This is a genomic window from Chachezhania sediminis, from assembly GCF_009765275.1.
GTDB lineage: Bacteria > Pseudomonadota > Alphaproteobacteria > Rhodobacterales > Rhodobacteraceae > Chachezhania > Chachezhania sediminis.
This window is the reverse complement of the sequence record NZ_VOPH01000002.1, coordinates 199,032-217,818: the sequence shown is the minus strand read 5'-3', so window position 1 is coordinate 217,818 and position 18,787 is coordinate 199,032. Positions and strand designations below refer to the sequence as shown.

Genomic DNA, 18,787 nt, shown 5'->3' with positions numbered 1-18,787 from the left:
CAGTTGAATCGCAAGGGTCCGCCTACCGTTTTGGGCAAGGACTTGCCGGCGGTCACAGGAAAGCGGTTTCGTCGAAGCTGCGCAACTTGCGGCTGTGGAGCCGTTCCAAGGGCATCTGGCGAAGTTTTTCCATTGCCCGGATGCCGATGTCCAGGTGGCGGGCGACCTGCGTATTATAGAAGTCCGAGGCCATTCCGGGCAGTTTCAGCTCGCCATGCAGGGGCTTGTCCGACACGCACAGAAGCGTGCCATAGGGCACCCGGAACCGATATCCGTTGGCGGCGATGGTGGCGCTTTCCATGTCCAGCCCCACGGCGCGCGACTGTGACAGTCGCTGGACCGGGCCGGACATCTCTCGCAGTTCCCAGTTGCGGTTGTCGACCGACGCGACGGTCCCCGTCCGCATGATCCGCTTCAGCTCGTATCCCTGAAGTTCTGTCACCTCGGCGACACTGCTTTCCAGCGCCACCTGCACCTCTGCTAACGGAGGGATCGGGACCCAGACCGGCAGGTCGTCGTCCAGCACCCTGTCCTCGCGCAGATAGGCATGGGCCAGGACGAAATCGCCCAGGGCCTGCGTATTCCGCAGGCCGGCGCAGTGACCGACCATCAGCCAGGCATGGGGGCGCAACACGGCGATATGGTCGGTGGCGGTCTTCGCATTCGACGGGCCGACACCGATATTGACCAGTGTGATGCCGGAACAGTCGTCCCGTTTCAGGTGATAGGACGGCATCTGCGGCAGCTTGGCCGGGACTGCCAGCACTCCGTCGGGATCGGTGATCGAGGCATTCCCGGTCGACACGAACTCGGTATAGCCGCTGTCCGGATCGGCCAGCATCCGGCGGGCGAAGGCCTCGAACTCCGTCACGTAGAACTGGTAGTTCGTGAACAGGACGAAATTCTGGAAATGCGCCGGATCGGTGGCCGTGTAATGCGCCAGGCGGGCCAGCGAGTAATCGATGCGCTGCGCGGTGAACAGCGCCAGCGGCCCGGTGCCGGGGGCGGGCACATGGGTGCCGTTGACGATGTCGTCGCTGGTCGTGGCCAGGTCCGGCACGTCGAAGACATCGCGCAGGGTGAAACCCGCGGCGCCTTCCTGCGGCACGGTGATGCCGGAACTGGCGGCAACCGCGAAATGGACCGGGATCGGCGTGTCGGACACCCCGATCTGCACCGGCTGGCCGTGATTCCGGATCAGCAGCCGGATCTGTTCCTGCAGGTAGGCGCGGAACAGGTCGGGCCGGGTGACGGTCGTGGAATGCGTGCCGGGCATGGCCACGTGGCCGAAGCTCAGCCGGCTGTCGACCTGGGCATAGGTCTTCGTGGTCAGCCGGATTTCCGGATAGAAGGCGCGATAGCGGTGGTCCGGCGCCCCGTTCTGCATCGCATCGGCAAAGCGGGTGCACAGGAACCCGGTGGCGGTTTCGTACAACTCCTCCAGCCGGGCGACGGCGGCGGCGGGGTCGGTGAAGTTTTCGGGACCGGGGACGTCGGGTGTTTCGATACGGGTCATGCCTTCAGTCCTGCGGGATGAAGAGGTCGATTTTTTCGAAGCTGCGCACGTCGATCAGACCCTTGTCCGAGATCCGCAGTTCCGGGATCACCACCAGCGCCAGAAGCGAATGCTGCATGTAGGCATTGTTGAGCGAACAGCCCGAAGCCACCATCGCCTCGCCCAGGGCCTGGGCCTTGGCGGCGACCTCTTGTGCGGGGCTGTCGGACATCAGGCCGGCGATGGGCAGTTCCACCAGCGCCTTTTCAACCCCGTCGACGAACAGCGTGACGCCGCCGCCGACCTCGGCCAGCCGGTTCGCGGCCAGCGCCATCTGCGCGCGGTCGGTGCCGACGACGATCATGTGGTGGCTGTCATGGGCCACGGTGGATGCCATGGCCATCCGGCCCGTGTACCCGAAGCCCGACACGAAGGCATTGGTCACGCCCCCCGTCCCTCGGTGACGTTCCACCAGCGCGATCTGGGCCACGTCGCCCTGCGGGCCGACAAGGCCGTCCGCGACCTCCAGGTCCATCTGCAGCGCCTTGGTCGGCGCCTGGTTTTCGACGACACCGATGACGTTGGCGCGGACGGAATTGGCGCCTGACGGTGCCTTGATCTCGAAGTCCCGGTCCGACAGTTCGTGGCCAAGATGGACCGTCTGGCGTGCCATGTCGGGCCAGTCCAGGTGCGGGCAGTCGACCAGGATCTTGCCGTCCCTGGCCACCACCTGCCCGCGGGCGATCACCATCTCGACCGGGAGGTCGGTCAGGTCCGAGGTCAGGATCACGTCGGCCCGGCGGCCGGGTGTCAGCGAACCGATGTCGCGTTCCAGCCCGAAATGGGTGGCAGTGTTGATCGTGGCCATCTGGAGCGCGATCAGGGGATCGCAGCCGCAGGCGATGGCGTGGCGGACCACGCGGTTCATGTGACCGTCGTTGACCAACGTGCCGGAATGGCAGTCATCGGTGCACAGGATGAAGTTCCGGGGATCCAGCCCCTTTTCCGTCACCGCCGTGATCTGGCTTTCGACATCGTACCAGGCAGACCCCAGCCGCATCATAGACCGCATCCCCAGACGAACGCGTGCAATGGCATCGGATTCCTGCGTGCCTTCGTGATCGTCGGCCGGGCCGCCGGCAACATAGGCCGCGAAGGCCGGCCCCAGGTCGGGCGAGGCATAGTGCCCGCCCACAGTCTTGCCGGCGCGCTGGGTCGCCGCGATTTCGGCCAGCATCTTGGGATCGGCATTGGCCACGCCGGGGAAGTTCATCATCTCTCCCAACCCGATGATGCCAGGCCAGTGCATGGCCTGGGCCACGTCTTCGGGCGTGATCTCGAATCCCGTGGTCTCCAGCCCGGGGGCCGAGGGCGCGCAGGACGGCATCTGGGTGAAGATGTTGACGGGCTGCATCAGCGCCTCGTCGTGCATCATCCGGACGCCTTCAAGGCCCAGCACGTTCGCGATCTCGTGCGGGTCGGTGAACATCGACGTCGTGCCGTGGGGGATCACGGCGCGGGCGAATTCGGCGGGGGTCAGCATGCCGGATTCGATATGCATGTGCGCGTCGCAGAGGCCGGGTATCATGTACCGCCCCTCTGCCTCGATCACATGGGTCGCGGGGCCGATCCGGTCAGAGGCATCCCTGACGACGCAGGCGATGCGGCCCGCGACGATGGCGATGTCATAGCCGTCCAGCACCTCGCGGCTGTGGACGTTCACCCATCTGCCGCCGCGGATCACCATGTCCGCATGCGCTCGGGCCGCCGCGACCTCGATCAGTTTCGGTGCGACATCGGGCCAGGCGGGGAACGGTGCAGAAGCCATGACGGGGCCTATCCTTGGTGAAGGGGTTACGGGTAGGATGAACCAGTTCTACCAACAAGACCTGACCGCGGGCTAGCACGCACCATGAGTATCGTCATTCATCACAATCCCGACTGCGGCACTTCGCGCAACGTTCTGCAGCTTGTCCGCGATGCCGGTTACGATCCCGTAGTGGTCGAATATCTGCAGACCGGCTGGACGAAGCCGCAGCTTCAGGCCCTGTTCGCAGCTGCCGGCCTGACCCCGCGCGCGGCGCTGCGCGAGAAGAAATCCCCGGCGGAGGACCTGGGCCTGCTGGACCCGTCCGTCCCGGACGAGGTGCTTCTGGACGCGATGGTCGAACATCCTGTTCTGGTAAACCGGCCCATCGTGGCCAGCCCGAAGGGGGTGAAGCTTTGCCGGCCGTCGGGCGCGGTGCTGGACCTGCTGGAGAAATGGCCGGCCGGTCCCTGGGCCAAGTCGGACGGCGAGCTTGTGATCGACGCCGACGGCAACCGCGTGGGCGAATAGGCCGGGGATGGCGCTGGCCCCGCTCTGGGCGGCGCGGCCGCCGATCCCGCTGCATGCGGTGGCGGCGATGGCGGCCTGCGTGCTGGGCCTGGGGCAGCTGGCCCTGCCGAAGGGCACCCGGCTGCATGTCTGGACCGGGCGGGTCTGGATCGCGCTGATGGCGGCGGTGGCCGTGTCGAGCTTCTTCATCCACACGATCCGGATGCTCGGGCCCTTCAGTCCGTTGCATGTGCTTTCGGCGGTCACGCTTTTCTGGCTGTGGGCGGGGATGCGGGCGGCGCGCAGGGGACAGATCGACCGGCACCGGCGTATCATGCTGGCGCTGTTCTTCATGGCCCTTCTGCTGACGGGGGCCTTCACAGTCCTGCCGGGACGGGTCATGCACGAGGTCATTCTGGGAGGCTGACATGGACTATGAAAAGGTCGAGGCGGACGTCTTCGGCCGGTCGCTGCGTGGCCTTGGCCTGAACCTTCTGGTGCGTGACGTGCTGGAGGAATGCGCCTTCCTGAGCGTGGTCTTCGGGATCGAGGTCATGCGCGTGTCCACCGATTTCGCGATCCTGCGCTACCGGGGACAGCTGATCCAGTTGCACGCGGACGCGACCTATCACGCGAATCCACTGCTGGGGCTTCTGCCGGAAACGCCCCCGCGCGGGGCGGGGATCGAGATCCGGCTGTACGATACCGACCCGGACGAGGCAGCGGCGAAGGCCGGGGTCGCGGGCGGGACGGTGCTGCAGAGGCCCGCCAACAAACCTCACGGCCTGCGGGAGGCTTATGTGCTGTGCCCGAATGGCTATGCCTGGGTGCCGAGCCAGCCCTTGGTCTGAAACTCTGTTGCGCCGCGTGGCCCGTGTCGCCCGGGAAAACGGGGGGCGGCCACCACCCCCCGCCCGGGCGAGCGACACTCCCCCGGAGCCCCCTAGGCGGCTGCCGCGAGCGGGGTCTTGGGACGGGAGCGCAAAAGCAGCATCAGCATGATGGCAATGTTCAGGGCGTTGAAGGCAATGCCGTTCAGGAAGGCCAGCCGGTAGCTGCCGGTCACGTCGTAGATCCAGCCTGCCATCCAGCCGCCCAGGGCCATGCCCAGGATGGTCAACATCAGGACGAAGCCGACCCGGGCCCCGGCCTCGCGCGCGGGCATGTATTCGCGAACGACCACGGCATAGGACGGCACGATCCCGCCCTGGCTGAGGCCGAAAACGGTGCTGACGACGTAAAGTGGCATTAGCCCGTCCCAGGGCAGGTAGAGCATCAGCGCGATGCACTGCAGGACCGATCCGATCAGCAGAGTCGCCACCCCGCCCAGCTTGTCGGCGACCAGCCCGGACACGACGCGGCTGACCACGCCGCCCAGAAGCATCAGCGTCAGCATCTGGGCACCGACGGCGGGCCCGTAGCCCAGCCCAACGCAATACGCCACGATGTGGACCTGCGGCATCGACATCGCCACGCAGCAGCCGATCCCGGCCAATCCCAGCAGCCATTGCAGCGCCCGGGGCGACAGCCCGCTGGAGCGGCGGTTCACGGCGGACATCGCCTCGGCCTGGTCATGGGCGTGGGCGGGCAGCTTGCGGCGCAGCGGCAGCGTCAGGGGCAGGATCACCACCAGCGTCAGCACGGCGAAGACCAGGTAGACGCCGCGCCAGCCCAGATCCGGCAAAAGCGCCGACGCCACGGTTGAGGCCAGCGCGCCCGAGACATAGTTGCTGGACGCCGCCAGCCCCACGGCGATGCCGCGCCGGCGCAGGAACCAGTGAGAGATGTCGGCAATCATCGGCCCGAAGCCCACGGCAGTGCCAAGGCCCAGCAGCAGTTGCGTCGCGGCCAGAACCCAGATCGACGGTGCCAGCGACGACAGCACATAGCCCGCGGCGATCCCCACGGCGGCCCCGGCCAGCGCGGTTGCGGCGCCGAAGCGATCGACCACCCGGCCGATTAGCAGGTTGCCGACGGCGAATCCCACCATGGTCATGATATAGGGGATCGAGGCCTGCGCGCGGGTGGCGCCGAAATCGGCCTCCATCGCCGGCAGGATCACCACCACGACCCACATGCCGGTATTGGCGGCCAGGCCTGCAAGAATGGTGATCGCCAGCCGAAGCCAGGAATAAGGACTGTCGTGGATGTCGGTGTCGCTTGTCATATGCGCACGCTAGACGGCGCCCTGCCCATTGCAAGGGCAGATTGCGGACCGGGCCGGCGGACCTGCCGTCAGAACCGTTCGGTCCAGGGGCGCAGTTCGATTTCCCAGGCCCAGGCGGACCGGGGCTGATCGAGGAAGGCCATGTAGCTGTCCGCGATGCCTTCCGGGTCCAGCCGGCTGTCGTCCTCGTTCGCCTCGTCCGCCCTGGCGATGCCGCCGTCGATGACGAAATGGCCGACATGGATGCCCTTGGGGTGCAGTTCCCGCGCCAGCGACTGTGCCAGGCCCCGCAGCCCGAACTTGCCCATCGCGAAGACCGATGAATTGGCGAAACCCTTCACCCCGGCCGAGGCGCCGGTGAACAGAAGCGCGCCCTTGCCCTCTTTCAGCATCCGCTGGCTGGCAAGGTTGGCCATCAGGAACGCGCCATAGCTGGTGACCATCACGGCCTTTTCGACGGCTTCGGTGTCCAGTTCCTCGATCGGGCCGCGGATCCGGGCAGAGGGGTTGTAGACCGCAACCTCCAGCGGGGTGCCGGTGGTGTCGACCTCGGCGAACAGGCGGGCCATATCGGCGCGGTCGCTGGCATCGCAGGCCACGGTCCGGGCGCCGGTTTCGGCAGCCAGCGGGGCCAGGTCGGACGGGTCGCGCGCGGCCAGGACAAGGGCATAGCCCCGGGCGGCCAGCCGGCGGGCCAGCGCGGCCGAAAGGCCCTGGCCTGCGCCGACGATCAGGGCGGTGGCGGATGTCATGGTCCGGTGTCCTTCGGATCAGGGGAACAGGGCGGCGTCAGGCCCGCGCGCCCCAGCTGATCGAGGCATGGCGGCGGGTATAGAATTCGCCGATGAAGCCCAGGGCGATCAGGGCCAGGCCGACCCAGAAGGCATATTCCCAGCTGGTGCGATGCGGCGTGTAGTTCACGAAGATGAAGCCGCGGGCCTGGTCGATGCAGTGAAACAGCGGATTCCAGGCAAAGATCGGCAGCAGGTAGGCCGGAACCGTGTTGGCCACGAACATCTTGCCAGAGGCGATCATGTTTGCGCGGGTATAGATCTGCTGGACGATGCCGATGGCTGCCGGGGCCCAGGGCTTGACCGCCAGCATGACCATGCCGACGCCGAACCCGGTGAAGGCGGCCAGAAGCAGCATGCCGAAGGCCGGAACGGGCCTGTAGATGGTGATCGGGTTCACGGCGACGCTGTAGGTGAACAGGATCACCATGATCGACAGGATCTGCACGTACAACGCCGCCAGCACCGACCCGAAGATCGCGATGGCCGTGTTCATCCGGGCGTGCTGCATCATCGGGCTGGCCGGTCCGTCCGACCCCACCACGGCGCCCAGCACCTTGACGTGGGTCATGTAGAGGAAGATCCCCGACATGATGTACAGCAGGAAGTCGCCGCGGATCGCGGACTTCTTCAGGCCCAGGATCATGAACATCACGTAGAAGATCGTGACCATGATCAGCGACTGCATGATCACCAGGCCGATCGCCACCAGCGCGTTGTTGTGTGTCGCCCGAACCTTGCGCACCGCGGTGTGATAGATCAGCTCCAGCGTGATCAGGGCGTTGTTCAGCGGAGAGGTGGATCTGGAATACTTGAACATGATGCCTGACCGAAAATGTTTGGCGATGCGGCCCGGCCTGCCCGGCGTGCCGCGCGCGGCATCGGCAGGTGCGTGCCTGTGTCGCTGGGTTCGCTGACACGGATTCCTTGCTTATCCATTAGCTTACAACCATAACCGCCAGCAATTCACATGGCAACGCGGGTCGCTTCTGCCGAAGGCGGGCGCCACGTATCAGAAAACGCCCAGGAGGTTCGCATGGAATTCGAAACGCTCATCCCCGTGATGCGCAAGCTGGCGATCGAAGCCGGCCAGGAGATCATGAGGATCTACGAGGATGAAGATTTCGAAGTGAAGGTGAAGTCGGACGAAAGCCCGGTCACCGTCGCGGACGAAGCTGCCGATGCGCTGATCTCGGCCGGATTGAAGGCGGCGTTCCCGGATATCGCGCTGGTGACCGAAGAACAGGCGGCCTCGCACGGCATTTCGGCCAAGACCTTTCTGATCGTCGATCCGCTGGACGGCACCAAGGAATTCATCAACCGCCGCGGCGATTTCACGGTGAACATCGCCCTGGTCGAAGACGGCGTGCCGACGCGGGGCGTGGTCTATGCTCCGGCCAAGAACCGCATGTTCTATACCCTCGCCGATGGCCAGACGGTGGAAGAAACCGGCGACTTCGACCCTGCGATGCCCGGCCCCGTGACCAATCTGTCCGTGTCGACCCCGGACAACGGCGGGCTGATGGTGGTCGCTTCGAAATCGCACCGTGATCAGGCCACCGACGACTATATCGCGAAATACGCGGTCAAGGACATGACCAGCGCGGGTTCGTCGCTGAAGTTCTGCCTGGTCGCCACGGGCGAGGCGGACCTGTACCCGCGCCTGGGCCGGACGATGGAATGGGACACCGCAGCCGGTCACGCGGTTCTGGCCGGTGCCGGCGGGGCGGTCGTGCGTTTTGACGACCTGAGTCCGCTTACCTACGGTAAAGACGGCTATGCAAACCCGTTCTTCATCGCCTATGCTCCGGGCGTCGCGCTCAAGGAGAGCTGAAAATCTGGGCGCGGCGTGCGGCGGGACCGCGCAGCGGGTAGACCCTGCCAGTTCCGCACGCGGCAAGGGGCAGTGCGAAACCGAACCGACAAGGGAGTGAGATCAAAGGATAATCCCCCGGACGAAACGGCCCTGACAATCCGTGAGTGGCGAAAAAATGCCGCCAATTCGGCGTTGAAATCGGGCGCCGCCGAGATTAGCCCTTGCCTATTGGAACGGCAAAAAACGTTATAAAATTGTTTTGAAACTGAAGGTTCCCTGTTACCCCACTGTGGGGGGAATGCGGCTTATCACGGGTGGCCGGAAGTATCTTCCGCCAGCCAGAGTAATTAAGGAGCGCTCATGCGTAGAAAGGTAACCAAGGCGATTTTCCCCGTGGCAGGTATGGGCACCCGGTTTCTTCCGGCGACCAAGTCCGTGCCAAAGGAAATCATGACTCTCGTCGATCGTCCCTTGGTCCAGTATGCCATCGACGAAGCGCGCGCTGCCGGGATCAAGGAGTTCATCTTCGTGACCTCGCGCGGCAAGAACGCGCTGGAAGACTATTTCGACCACGCCCCGGTGCTGGAGCAGGAGCTTCGCAAGAAGGGCAAGGACGACCTGCTCGAGGTTCTCAAGCAGACCTACATGGACAGCGGCGCCATCGCCTATATCCGCCAGCACCAGGCCCTGGGCCTGGGTCATGCCGTGTGGTGCGCCCGGCGCCTGATTGCCAACGAACCCTTTGCCGTGATCCTGCCGGATGACGTCATCGCTGCCGAAAAGCCCTGCCTTCAGCAGATGGTCGAGGCCTACGAGGAAACCGGTGGCAACATGGTCGCCGCGATGGAAGTGCCGCCGGAAATGGCGTCCTCCTACGGGATCCTGGACGTGTCCGAGGACATGGGCTCGCTGGCCAAGGTCAAGGGCATGGTCGAAAAGCCCAAGAAGGGCGAGGCACCGTCGAACCTGGCGGTGATCGGCCGTTACATCCTGACGCCGTCGGTCCTGAAGACGCTGAACCACATGAAGGCCGGCGCCGGCGGGGAAATCCAGCTGACCGACGCCATCGCGAACGAGATCGACAGCGAAGCGGGTGTCTATGGCATGCGTTTCCGGGGCCAGCGTTTCGACTGCGGGTCGAAGGCGGGCTTCCTTCAGGCCACCGTGGCCTTTGCCATGGCACGCGAAGATCTGCGGGACGATCTGGAAAGCTTCCTGCGCGAAATCGTCCAGGTCGACAAGGCCGCCCAGTAGCGCCTTTCAAGTCATGACACGGCCTCGCCTCTGGCGGGGCCGTTCCTGTATCGGAGCCACGACATGCCGAACGTACTTGTGACCGGGGGGGCCGGTTACATCGGGTCTCACGCCTGCAAGGCCCTGAAACACGCGGGCTATACGCCCGTGACATACGACAATTTCGTCACCGGCTGGCGCGATGCCGTGAAATTCGGGCCGCTTGAAGAAGGCGACCTGCACGACCGTGCCCGCCTGGACGAGGTCTTTGCCAAGCACAAGCCCGTGGCCGTCATGCACTTTGCCGCCCTCAGCCAGGTCGGCGAGGCGATGAAGGAGCCGGGCAAGTACTGGCACAACAATGTCGGCGGGTCGCTGAACCTGATCGAGGCGGCGGTCGCCGCCGGCTGCATGGACTTCGTGTTTTCGTCGACCTGCGCCACCTATGGCGAGCATGACAATGTCGTGCTGGACGAGGATACGCCGCAATATCCGCTGAACGCCTATGGCGCATCGAAGCGCGCGATCGAGGACGTGCTGCACGATTTCGAGGCCGCCTATGGCCTGCGGTCCGTGATCTTCCGCTATTTCAACGTGGCCGGTGCCGATCCAGATGCCGAGGTCGGCGAATTCCACCGCCCCGAGACGCACCTGATCCCGCTGATGCTGGATGCCATCGACGGCAAGCGCGCGGCCCTGACCGTGTTCGGCACCGATTACGACACGCCGGATGGCACCTGCATCCGCGACTATGTCCATGTCTGCGACCTGGTCGATGCCCACGTTCTGGGCCTGAAATGGCTGGAAGACGGCAAGGAAAGCCGGGTGTTCAACCTGGGAACCGGCACCGGCTATTCCGTCCGAGAGGTGATCGACCATTCGCGCGAGGTCACCAACCGCGACGTGCCCTATGACCTGGGCCCCCGCCGCGCCGGGGACTGTACCAAGCTGGTATCGGGATCCGTACGCGCCGGGACCGAACTGGGCTGGACCCCGGAACGGTCGGACCTGTCGACGATGATCCGCGACGCTTGGCGCTGGCACCAGTCCGGCCACTACGACAAATAGGGCCCCTGCGGACAGGACCGCTCGGCCGTTGCCCGTCGGCGGCCGAGGGGCAATGATGGGGGACGCGCGACTCGGGGCCGTACTGGCTGTGTCGCGGGGCGCGGGATTCGTGCCGTCATCGGAGAACTTGCCCTGGACCGCACCCTTTGGCAGAAATACCGGCTCCGCCTGAAGCGGCGGCGGCTTCTGGTCAGAGCGGTGCACCGGCGGCGGCAGCTGACGGGCGTGATCGACCGCACCTCGGACATCGCGCCGGGTGCCATCCTCGTGTTCGCCTGTGTCCGGAACGAGGCGGCCCGGCTGCCGTATTTCCTGGAACATTACCGAAAGCTGGGCGTCGACCATTTCCTGATCGTCGACAATAGCTCTGACGACGGGACTAGGGCGTTCCTGAAAGCCCAGCCCGACCTGTCGCTGTGGCGGACCGGATCCAGCTACAAGGCTGCGCGCTTCGGGATGGACTGGCTGACCTGGCTGATGATCCGCCACGGCCACGATCATTGGTGCCTGACCGTCGATGCGGACGAACTGCTGATCTATCCCCACCACGACACGCGACCGCTGCCAGCCCTGACCGGCTGGCTGGACCGCTGCGGTCTGCGCAGTTTCGGGGCGATGATGCTGGACCTCTATCCGGAAGGTCCCCTGGGCGACACGCCCTATCGTCCCGGTCAGGACCCGCTGGAGGTGATGCCCTGGTTCGACAGCGGCAACTATACTGTCCGCCTGCAGCCCCGGCACGGCAACCTGTGGATCCAGGGCGGGCCCCGGGCCCGAGAATTCTTCGCGTCCTCGCCGCGCCGGTCGCCGACGCTGAACAAGATCCCGCTGGTGCGGTGGAGCCGGCGGTACTGCTATGCGACATCGACCCACTATCTGCTGCCGCCTGATCTGAACGGGGTCTATGCCACGGATGGCGGGGAACAGGCCTCGGGCATTCTGCTGCACACCAAGTTCCTTGATTCCATCGTGAAAAAATCTTCCGAAGAGAAGCAAAGGCGCGAGCACTTCGAAAACAGCGCGCTGTACGAGACATATTACGACCGGCTGATCGGGAACCCGACGCTCTGGTGTGACCGGTCGCGCCGCGTTGTCGGCTGGCGCCAGCTGGAGGCGCTGGGCCTGATGTCTCGCGGCGGCTGGACCTGAGGACATGCAGCTTGACCATCCATGACCCGATCGCTGTTTACCGTCCAGAAGGTGTTTGCTACTATTGCTTCTGGGGAAACTGGGGCGGTAATTGCCGGGACATGAGCGCCTGGGTCCTAAGCATGCCGCAAAATGATTTGACGAACACTTCGGCAACTCGGAACACCCAGATGCGGGGGACGTGATTTGGGAATCGCACGCAGATTCCGGTTGCGCGTAAAGCGGCGGAGATACCAGATAAGGGCGTTTCGAAAGCGTAGGGAAATGCGATCCGTCGTCGATCGCACCGCTGCGATTCGTCAGGACGATATCCTGCTTTTCTGCACGGCCCGGAACGAAAATGTCAGGCTTCCGTTTTTCCTGAAATATTACCGCGATCTGGGGATCAACCATTTCCTGTTCGTCGATAACGACAGTTCCGACGGCAGCGTCGACTATCTGGCCGAACAGCCGGATGTTTCGGTTTGGACCACGAACGGCAGTTACAAGCGCTCGCGGTTCGGCATGGACTGGATCAACCACCTGTTGCGTCGCCATGGCTGCAATCACTGGTGCCTGATCGTCGATCCCGACGAATTCTTCGTCTATCCGTTCTGCGATACAAGACCGCTCAGCGCGCTGGCCGACTGGCTGGATGCCTCGGCTATCCGCAGCTTCAGCGCGATGCTGCTGGACATGTATCCCAAGGGGCCGATCGGCGCGACGGTGTACCAGCGCGGCGAAAATCCGTTCGAAATTGCGGACTGGTTCGACAGCGGCAATTACACACTGCGTCGCAATCCGGCCTATCACGACCTGTGGATCCAGGGGGGACCGCGGGCCCGGGCGTTCTTTTCCGAAGCGCCGGAAAAGGCGCCGGCGCTGAACAAGATCCCGCTGGTGAAGTGGTCGCGGCGCTATGTCTACCTGAGTTCCACCCACTGCCTGCTGCCGCGCGGTTTGAACATGGTCTACGAGGAATGGGGCGGCGAGAAGGCATCGGGTGCGCTGCTTCATGCCAAGTTCCTGCACACCTTTGCCGACAAGGCAAAGGAGGAACTGGCCCGCCGCCAGCACTATGCCGGATCGATGGAATACCGGGCCTATATCCGCAAGGGGCCGGAAACGTCGGACCTGTGGTGCCGGTGCTCCGAACGCTACATCAACTGGCGCCAGCTTGAAATTCTGGGTCTGATGTCCAAGGGGAACTGGGCATGACCTTCGGTGTCGTGATGCTGGTCCACACGGCCTTCGACCGGGCCGAGCAGGTGGCCCGGCACTGGACCCGCGGTGGTTGCCCGGTGGTGATCCACATCGACAATAACGTCGCCCGGGACGATGCCGATGCCTTGCATACTGCGCTGTCGGCCGATCCCCTGGTCCGGTTTTCCAAGCGTCACCGCTGCGAATGGGGCACGTGGAGCCTTGTCGAGGCGACGATTTCCGCGTCCGAGCTGATGCTGACGGAATTTCCGCAGGCGGATCACGTCTTTCTGGCCTCGGGCGCGTGCATCCCGCTGCGCCCGGTGGCCGAGCTGCGCGACTATCTGGCCGAACGGCCCCATGTCGATTTCATCGAAAGCGCGACCACCGCGGATGTGCCCTGGATCGTGGGCGGCCTGTCGGATGAACGCTTCACACTGTTTTTCCCCTTCTCGTGGAAGCGCCAGCGCTTTCTTTTCGACAGGTTCGTGGATTTCCAGCGCAAGCTGGGGGTGCGGCGGCGGATCCCCGAAGGCTTGGTGCCGCATATGGGCAGCCAGTGGTGGTGCCTGACCCGGTCCACCCTGGCCGCGATCCTGAATGACCCGAAGCGCAACCGGTACGAACGGTATTTCCACGGCGTCTGGATCCCCGACGAAAGCTATTTCCAGACACTGACGCGGCTTTATTCCACCCGGATCGAAAGCCGGTCGCTGACCCTGTCCAAGTTCGATTTCCAGGGCAAGCCGCACGTCTTCTATGACGACCACCTGCAGCTTCTGCGGCGGTCCGACTGTTTTGTCGCCCGCAAGATCTGGCCGCAGGCCACGCGGCTCTACCAGACTTTCCTGGGCACCGGCGGCGTGCCCGCGGGCCGGTCGGAACCCAATCCGGGCAAGATCGACCGCATCTTCTCGCGCGCGGTCGAACGGCGCCTGCGGGGCCGCCCCGGCCTGATCATGCAAAGCCGCAAGCCGCGGCACGGTTTCGAACACGGGATCACGGCCAAGCCCTATTCCGTGTTCCAGGGCTTTTCCGAACTGTTCGAGGATTTCGAGGACTGGCTGTCCCGCACCACGGGCGCCCGGGTCCACGGCCACATCTTCGCGCCGGACCGGGTGCATTTTGCCGAAGGCCAGCGGATGATGAACGGCGCCCTGTCCGACAGCGCCGCCCTTCGCGACTATGACGCGCAGCAGTTCCTGACCAGCCTGATCTGGAACACCCGAGGCGAACGCCAGTGTTTCCAGTACGGCCCCGAGGACACGCAGGACATCGTCGAGATGATGGCCCGCGATCCCAATGCACAGGTCTCGATCATCTCGGGCGCCTGGGCGGTGCCGCTGTTCAAGTCCGGCAGTACCTTCGCACAGCTGCGTCGCACCGCCGCCCGCCTTCAGAAGATCGAGGCGCGGCAGCTGGAAATCCTGCGTGCGTCCTGGGCCAATGCCCGCGTCCGGATCTGGAGCATGGCGGAGTTCATCGAAGCCCCGATGGAGCCCTTGCAGACCATCATCGACGAAATGGGCGGCACCGGACAGCGCCACCTGTCCGAAGCGCCCCACATGGTGGACCTGTCCGGCTTCGGCCAGTTCCTGCAGCAACTGAAAAACCAGGGCATGCACCCCTATCTGATGGGGGACTTCCCGATGGAATCGACGGATCAGATCTATGCTCCGCCAGCCCGAAAGCCCTATCTGGTCCGTTGATCGATGATTACCAATTTTGATTATTTCGTCGTGCTGGCAGGCATGCGCACCGGCTCCAACTTCCTGGAGGCCAACCTGAACGCGCTGGACGGCGTCAAATGCCATGGCGAGGCGTTCAATCCCCATTTCATCGGCTATCCGAAGTCGAAGGATGTCCTGGGGATTTCCAGGGCCGCGCGGGACCTGGACCCGGGCGGGCTGATCAGCGCCATCAGGAACGAAAGCGGCGTGCTGGGGGGCTTCCGCTTCTTTTACGATCACGACCCGCGGGCGCTGAAGCTGGCGCTGGACGATCCGCGCTGCGCCAAGATCGTGCTGAACCGCAATCCGCTGGAAAGTTATGTCTCGTGGAAGATCGCGCAGTCCACGGGACAGTGGATCCTGACCGACGTGAACCGCCGCAAGGACGGGCGCGCCACCTTCCGCCTGGCCGAGTTCGAGCAGTTTCTTGAAGACCTGCAGTCCTTCCAGGTCGATATCCTGAAAGCGCTGCAGCACAGCGGACAGACCGCGTTCCATGTCGGTTACGAGGATCTGCGGGATCTTGAGACGATGAATGGCCTGGCAAAGTGGCTGGGCGTGGACGCACGGCTTGACGCGCTGGACAGCAGCCTGATCCCGCAGAACCCGGGACCGCTTTCGGCGAAGGTCGCCAACCTTTCCGTCATGACCGAGGCGCTGGCGAAGCTGGATACGTTCAACCTGAACCGGGTCCCCAATTTCGAACCGCGCCGGGGACCGTCGGTTAAGCGGCACGTTGCGGCGGCGCGGGCGCCCCTGTTGTTCCTGCCGATCAGCGGCGGGCCGGCGGCATCCGTCGAGCGCTGGCTGGCCGCGCTGGACAACGAGCCGGAATCCAATCTGCAGCGGGGCATGAACCAGAAGCAGATGCGGCAATGGAAAACGAAGCACCCCGGCCACCGCAGCTTTGCCATCCTGCGCCATCCGCTGGACCGTATCCACCACGTGTTTTGCACGCGGATCCTGGCCACCGGACCGGGCACCTTTTCGGCCATCCGCACGTCGCTGATCCGCGACCGGAATGCGCCGCTGCCGGACCGGATGGACGATCCTTCCTATTCGGCCGACCGTCACCGCGCCGGGTTTGACATCTTCCTGGGTTTCGTCGCCGCCAACCTTGCCGGCCAGACCCCGGTCCGGGTCGATCCCACATGGGCCAGCCAGGGAGAGACGCTTCGCGGGTTCGGAGAGTTCGCCCTGCCGGACCGGATTCTGCGGGAAGACGAACTGCCATGGGCCCTGCCGCGGCTGGCGGCCGATGTCGGTATCGACACTGCGCCGCGCCCGCAACCGGAAAAACCGGACGGCCCCCACACACTGGAGGCGATTTTGGACAGCGCGCTGGAGGCCCGTGCCGCCGAAATATACCAGCGTGATTACATGATGTTCGGTTTCGAAACGAAACGGCAGCCACAATTGGCCGAAGGATAAGATTTCGTTTTGCGCATCGGCCAACCCGTGTCACGCTGAGCCTACCTGAAACAACAGAAAAGGAGGTGATCCAGTGTCGAGAAAGGGATTGGAGCGAGGTGTCGGGACAGCGTGGGAGGTCGCCAGCTAAGGCAACCCTTGGCGGTCGATCCGCCCACGTTGACCAGGCTGGTCTGAACCGACCCGCCTCCTTGGACTTTCGAAGGGCCGTCCCGACAGGGCGGCCCTTTTTGCATGGGGCATAAGGTGTTATGGGTTTGGCCCATGTTGCGGATCTCTGACGATATCGTCCTGCAGGACTGGGAACTGACGGAACAGTTCATGCGGGCCTCGGGCCCCGGCGGGCAGAACGTCAACAAGGTCTCGTCCGCGGTCGAATTGCGGTTCGAGGCCGCGCGCTCGCCCTCGCTTCCGGCGCCGGTGAAGGCGCGGCTGAAGCGGATCGCGGGCCGCCGCTGGACCCAGGACGGCGCCATCGTCCTGCAATGTGATGAGACCCGCAGCCAGACCCGGAACCGGGCACTGGTGCGCGAACGGCTGGCGGAAATGATCTCTCGCGCGATGGTTGCGCCGAAGCGGCGGATCGCGACGAAGCCCACCCGAGGATCGGTGGAACGGCGGCTGACGGCGAAGAAGACGCGCGGCGGTGTGAAGGCGCTGCGCGGCCGCGTCGAGGACGAGTAGGCCCGCGTCGTTTCCCGATTGAGATCCTTGGCGCGGCTGGTACTGTCCGGCACGGATGAAGGGACAGGAACGGCCATGATGTTGAACGCAATCACGTATTTTGGGGGCACGGCCCCTGTGTGCCGCTGATGCGCCCCGGTCCCCGCAATGTGATCACCGATGTGCCGGGCCTTTTGGTGGGCAACGCGCAGGACGCCGCTTTGCGGTCCGGTACCACTGTCCTGATGCATGAAAGCCGGGCGATGACCGCCTCGTGCGCGATCCATGGCGGTGCGCCGGGCACGCGCGAAGTCGCGCTGCTGGACCCCGAGAAATCGGTGGCCGGCGTCGATGCCATCGTTCTGTCGGGCGGATCGACCTATGGGCTGGATGCCGCGTCCGGCGTGGTGGCGGGTTTGCGCGCCCGGAAACGTGGCCTGGCGCTGCATACGCTGCATATCCCGCTGGTGCCCGCGGCCATCGTCTTCGACCTCCTGAACGGCGGCGACAAGGACTGGACCGACACGCCCTATCCCGCGCTGGGCCGCGCGGCCTTCGAAGCCGCGGCCCCAGATTTCGCCCTTGGCAGCCATGGCGCCGGCTGTGGCGCGCTGACGGGAACGATGAAGGGGGGCCTCGGCTCTGCCTCCTATGTGATGGAGGACGGAACGACCGTCGGTGCGCTGGTCGTGGTCAACGCGGTCGGCGCGGCCTGCACCCCGGGCGAGAAACATTTCTGGGCCGCACCGTTCGAGGTCGACGGCGAATTCGGCGGGCTGGGGCCGGATCCGGCGACAGGTCTTGGACCGGGCTATGTCAGCCAGAAGCTGGCGGCCTTTGCCGAACATGCGAACACCACCATCGCCATCGTCGCCACCGACGCCACCCTGACCAAGGCCGAGGCGCGTCGGATGGCTATTGCCGCCCATGACGGGATCGGCCGCGCCGTGGTGCCTGCGCATCTGCCCAGCGACGGCGATCTGGTCTTTGCCGTGTCGACCGGCGACCGCCCCACGCCCGAGGACCAGGGCGGGATGCAGGGCCTGAACCCGATCCTGCCGAACCTGTGCCATGTCGCGGCGCTGGTCCTGGCCCGGGCTGTCGCCCGCGGTGTATATCTGGCAGAAACGCAACCCGGGGACATCATGCCGACCTGGGCCGCCCTGAACCGCGGTTGAACCGCCGGGTGCGGCCAAGCGCCTGGGATTGACCTGAATCAAGGCTGATCGCGGACTCCCCCGCTAGGGCGGAGGCGTATATGTACTGCGGATACCGCCTGTACCCGAGGAGACCGAGCCATGACCCGTCTAGCCGCGCTTGCCACCGTTGCCCTTGCCGTTCTTGCCCTGCCGGCGCTGGCCGACGATCATGCCGACATCGAGGCCGGCAAGAAGAACTTTAACAAGTGCAAGGCCTGCCATTCGATCACTGCGCCCGACGGCACCAAGATCTTTGCCGGCGGCCCTGTCGGGCCCAACCTTTACGGCGTGATCGGCCGTACGGCCGGCAGCCTTGACGGCTACAAGTACTCTACCGCGATGATGGAAGCCGGGGAAAAGGGCTTGGTCTGGGATCAGGACAACATCGTGACCTATGTCGCCGATCCCAAGAAATTCCTGGCAGAGTTCCTGGATGTGCAGAAGGTGACGACCAAGATGACCTTCCGCACCAACAAGGGGGTGGACGACATTGCGGCCTATCTGGTCAGTGTGGGCCCGCAGAACTGATCCACAGTAGCGGCGGCG

Annotated in this window: 18 protein-coding genes; 13 read left to right on the top strand and 5 right to left on the bottom strand. The window is 64.7% G+C overall.

The features are described 5' to 3' along the window. Positions 1–52 precede the first annotated feature (52 nt). Entirely contained in the window at positions 53–1,516 is a 1,464-nt protein-coding gene (locus tag FQK05_RS05980; protein WP_158965001.1) for an AMP nucleosidase, read from the bottom strand. Positions 1,517–1,520: 4 nt separating this feature from the next. After that, complete coding sequence (gene ade, locus FQK05_RS05975; RefSeq protein WP_158965000.1) at positions 1,521–3,323, bottom strand: adenine deaminase; 1,803 nt, start codon at positions 3,321–3,323, stop codon at positions 1,521–1,523. An 84-nt stretch (positions 3,324–3,407) separates the two neighbouring features. Here ade and arsC point away from each other — a divergent pair, with 84 nt between their 5' ends. From arsC to FQK05_RS05960, 3 genes are read left to right on the top strand one after another with little or no spacing between them, the layout of a single operon-like run. After that, positions 3,408–3,833: an arsenate reductase (glutaredoxin) gene (arsC, locus tag FQK05_RS05970; RefSeq protein WP_158964999.1), complete on the top strand. Its 426-nt coding sequence runs from the start codon at positions 3,408–3,410 to the stop codon at positions 3,831–3,833. Between the two features lie 7 nt (positions 3,834–3,840). Further along, positions 3,841–4,239: a DUF2306 domain-containing protein gene (locus tag FQK05_RS05965; RefSeq protein WP_158964998.1), complete on the top strand. Its 399-nt coding sequence runs from the start codon at positions 3,841–3,843 to the stop codon at positions 4,237–4,239. 1 nt (position 4,240) lies between these two features. Further along, the gene (locus tag FQK05_RS05960; protein ID WP_158964997.1) at positions 4,241–4,663 is read left to right on the top strand and encodes a VOC family protein; all 423 of its coding nucleotides are present in this window, start codon (positions 4,241–4,243) and stop codon (positions 4,661–4,663) included. A 92-nt stretch (positions 4,664–4,755) separates the two neighbouring features. Here FQK05_RS05960 and FQK05_RS05955 read toward each other — a convergent pair whose 3' ends face one another. From FQK05_RS05955 to FQK05_RS05945, 3 genes are all read right to left on the bottom strand, one after another. Continuing rightward, positions 4,756–5,979: an MFS transporter gene (locus tag FQK05_RS05955; RefSeq protein WP_158964996.1), complete on the bottom strand. Its 1,224-nt coding sequence runs from the start codon at positions 5,977–5,979 to the stop codon at positions 4,756–4,758. A gap of 68 nt (positions 5,980–6,047) precedes the next feature. Continuing rightward, entirely contained in the window at positions 6,048–6,731 is a 684-nt protein-coding gene (locus FQK05_RS05950) for an SDR family NAD(P)-dependent oxidoreductase (RefSeq protein ID WP_158964995.1), read from the bottom strand. Between the two features lie 37 nt (positions 6,732–6,768). After that, on the bottom strand, positions 6,769–7,590 hold the full coding sequence (locus tag FQK05_RS05945) for an ABC transporter permease (protein ID WP_158964994.1): 822 nt from the start codon (positions 7,588–7,590) through the stop codon (positions 6,769–6,771). A 216-nt stretch (positions 7,591–7,806) separates the two neighbouring features. Here FQK05_RS05945 and cysQ point away from each other — a divergent pair, with 216 nt between their 5' ends. From cysQ to FQK05_RS05895, 10 genes are all read left to right on the top strand, one after another. Then, a complete protein-coding gene (gene cysQ / locus FQK05_RS05940) occupies positions 7,807–8,604 on the top strand; it encodes a 3'(2'),5'-bisphosphate nucleotidase CysQ (RefSeq protein WP_158964993.1) in 798 nt (265 codons plus the stop codon). A gap of 342 nt (positions 8,605–8,946) precedes the next feature. Further along, positions 8,947–9,840, top strand: coding sequence for a UTP--glucose-1-phosphate uridylyltransferase GalU (gene galU / locus FQK05_RS05935; RefSeq protein WP_158964992.1), 894 nt, complete (start codon positions 8,947–8,949; stop codon positions 9,838–9,840). Between the two features lie 63 nt (positions 9,841–9,903). After that, on the top strand, positions 9,904–10,887 hold the full coding sequence (gene galE, locus FQK05_RS05930; protein WP_158964991.1) for a UDP-glucose 4-epimerase GalE: 984 nt from the start codon (positions 9,904–9,906) through the stop codon (positions 10,885–10,887). A 117-nt stretch (positions 10,888–11,004) separates the two neighbouring features. Continuing rightward, positions 11,005–12,036, top strand: a complete 1,032-nt coding sequence (locus FQK05_RS05925; RefSeq protein ID WP_407644498.1) for a glycosyltransferase family 2 protein — start codon at positions 11,005–11,007, stop codon at positions 12,034–12,036. 264 nt (positions 12,037–12,300) lie between these two features. After that, entirely contained in the window at positions 12,301–13,233 is a 933-nt protein-coding gene (locus FQK05_RS05920) for a glycosyltransferase family 2 protein (protein WP_199252608.1), read from the top strand. Beyond that, positions 13,230–14,927 (top strand): DUF5927 domain-containing protein, encoded by a 1,698-nt coding sequence (locus FQK05_RS05915; protein WP_158964989.1) that lies wholly within the window; start codon positions 13,230–13,232, stop codon positions 14,925–14,927. The genes FQK05_RS05920 and FQK05_RS05915 overlap by 4 nt, the downstream gene beginning before the upstream one ends. A gap of 3 nt (positions 14,928–14,930) precedes the next feature. Next, positions 14,931–16,379 carry a nodulation protein NodH gene (locus FQK05_RS05910; RefSeq protein ID WP_158964988.1) on the top strand — a complete coding sequence of 483 codons (1,449 nt, stop codon included), beginning with the start codon at positions 14,931–14,933 and terminating at the stop codon, positions 16,377–16,379. A 264-nt stretch (positions 16,380–16,643) separates the two neighbouring features. Continuing rightward, positions 16,644–17,063 (top strand): alternative ribosome rescue aminoacyl-tRNA hydrolase ArfB, encoded by a 420-nt coding sequence (gene arfB / locus FQK05_RS05905; RefSeq protein WP_158964987.1) that lies wholly within the window; start codon positions 16,644–16,646, stop codon positions 17,061–17,063. Between the two features lie 128 nt (positions 17,064–17,191). Continuing rightward, positions 17,192–18,220, top strand: a complete 1,029-nt coding sequence (locus tag FQK05_RS05900; RefSeq protein WP_158964986.1) for a P1 family peptidase — start codon at positions 17,192–17,194, stop codon at positions 18,218–18,220. 120 nt (positions 18,221–18,340) lie between these two features. Then, on the top strand, positions 18,341–18,769 hold the full coding sequence (locus FQK05_RS05895; protein ID WP_158964985.1) for a c-type cytochrome: 429 nt from the start codon (positions 18,341–18,343) through the stop codon (positions 18,767–18,769). Positions 18,770–18,787: the final 18 nt, after the last annotated feature.

What these genes read in the sequence shown, in the direction of transcription:
- FQK05_RS05980 (WP_158965001.1), bottom strand. Translation starts at nt 1,516, where the DNA reads ATGACCCGTATCGAAACACCCGACGTCCCCGGTCCCGAAAACTTCACC.
- ade (WP_158965000.1), bottom strand. Translation starts at nt 3,323, where the DNA reads ATGGCTTCTGCACCGTTCCCCGCCTGGCCCGATGTCGCACCGAAACTG.
- arsC (WP_158964999.1), top strand. Translation starts at nt 3,408, where the DNA reads ATGAGTATCGTCATTCATCACAATCCCGACTGCGGCACTTCGCGCAAC.
- FQK05_RS05965 (WP_158964998.1), top strand. Translation starts at nt 3,841, where the DNA reads ATGGCGCTGGCCCCGCTCTGGGCGGCGCGGCCGCCGATCCCGCTGCAT.
- FQK05_RS05960 (WP_158964997.1), top strand. Translation starts at nt 4,241, where the DNA reads ATGGACTATGAAAAGGTCGAGGCGGACGTCTTCGGCCGGTCGCTGCGT.
- FQK05_RS05955 (WP_158964996.1), bottom strand. Translation starts at nt 5,979, where the DNA reads ATGACAAGCGACACCGACATCCACGACAGTCCTTATTCCTGGCTTCGG.
- FQK05_RS05950 (WP_158964995.1), bottom strand. Translation starts at nt 6,731, where the DNA reads ATGACATCCGCCACCGCCCTGATCGTCGGCGCAGGCCAGGGCCTTTCG.
- FQK05_RS05945 (WP_158964994.1), bottom strand. Translation starts at nt 7,590, where the DNA reads ATGTTCAAGTATTCCAGATCCACCTCTCCGCTGAACAACGCCCTGATC.
- cysQ (WP_158964993.1), top strand. Translation starts at nt 7,807, where the DNA reads ATGGAATTCGAAACGCTCATCCCCGTGATGCGCAAGCTGGCGATCGAA.
- galU (WP_158964992.1), top strand. Translation starts at nt 8,947, where the DNA reads ATGCGTAGAAAGGTAACCAAGGCGATTTTCCCCGTGGCAGGTATGGGC.
- galE (WP_158964991.1), top strand. Translation starts at nt 9,904, where the DNA reads ATGCCGAACGTACTTGTGACCGGGGGGGCCGGTTACATCGGGTCTCAC.
- FQK05_RS05920 (WP_199252608.1), top strand. Translation starts at nt 12,301, where the DNA reads ATGCGATCCGTCGTCGATCGCACCGCTGCGATTCGTCAGGACGATATC.
- FQK05_RS05915 (WP_158964989.1), top strand. Translation starts at nt 13,230, where the DNA reads ATGACCTTCGGTGTCGTGATGCTGGTCCACACGGCCTTCGACCGGGCC.
- FQK05_RS05910 (WP_158964988.1), top strand. Translation starts at nt 14,931, where the DNA reads ATGATTACCAATTTTGATTATTTCGTCGTGCTGGCAGGCATGCGCACC.
- arfB (WP_158964987.1), top strand. Translation starts at nt 16,644, where the DNA reads ATGTTGCGGATCTCTGACGATATCGTCCTGCAGGACTGGGAACTGACG.
- FQK05_RS05900 (WP_158964986.1), top strand. Translation starts at nt 17,192, where the DNA reads ATGCGCCCCGGTCCCCGCAATGTGATCACCGATGTGCCGGGCCTTTTG.
- FQK05_RS05895 (WP_158964985.1), top strand. Translation starts at nt 18,341, where the DNA reads ATGACCCGTCTAGCCGCGCTTGCCACCGTTGCCCTTGCCGTTCTTGCC.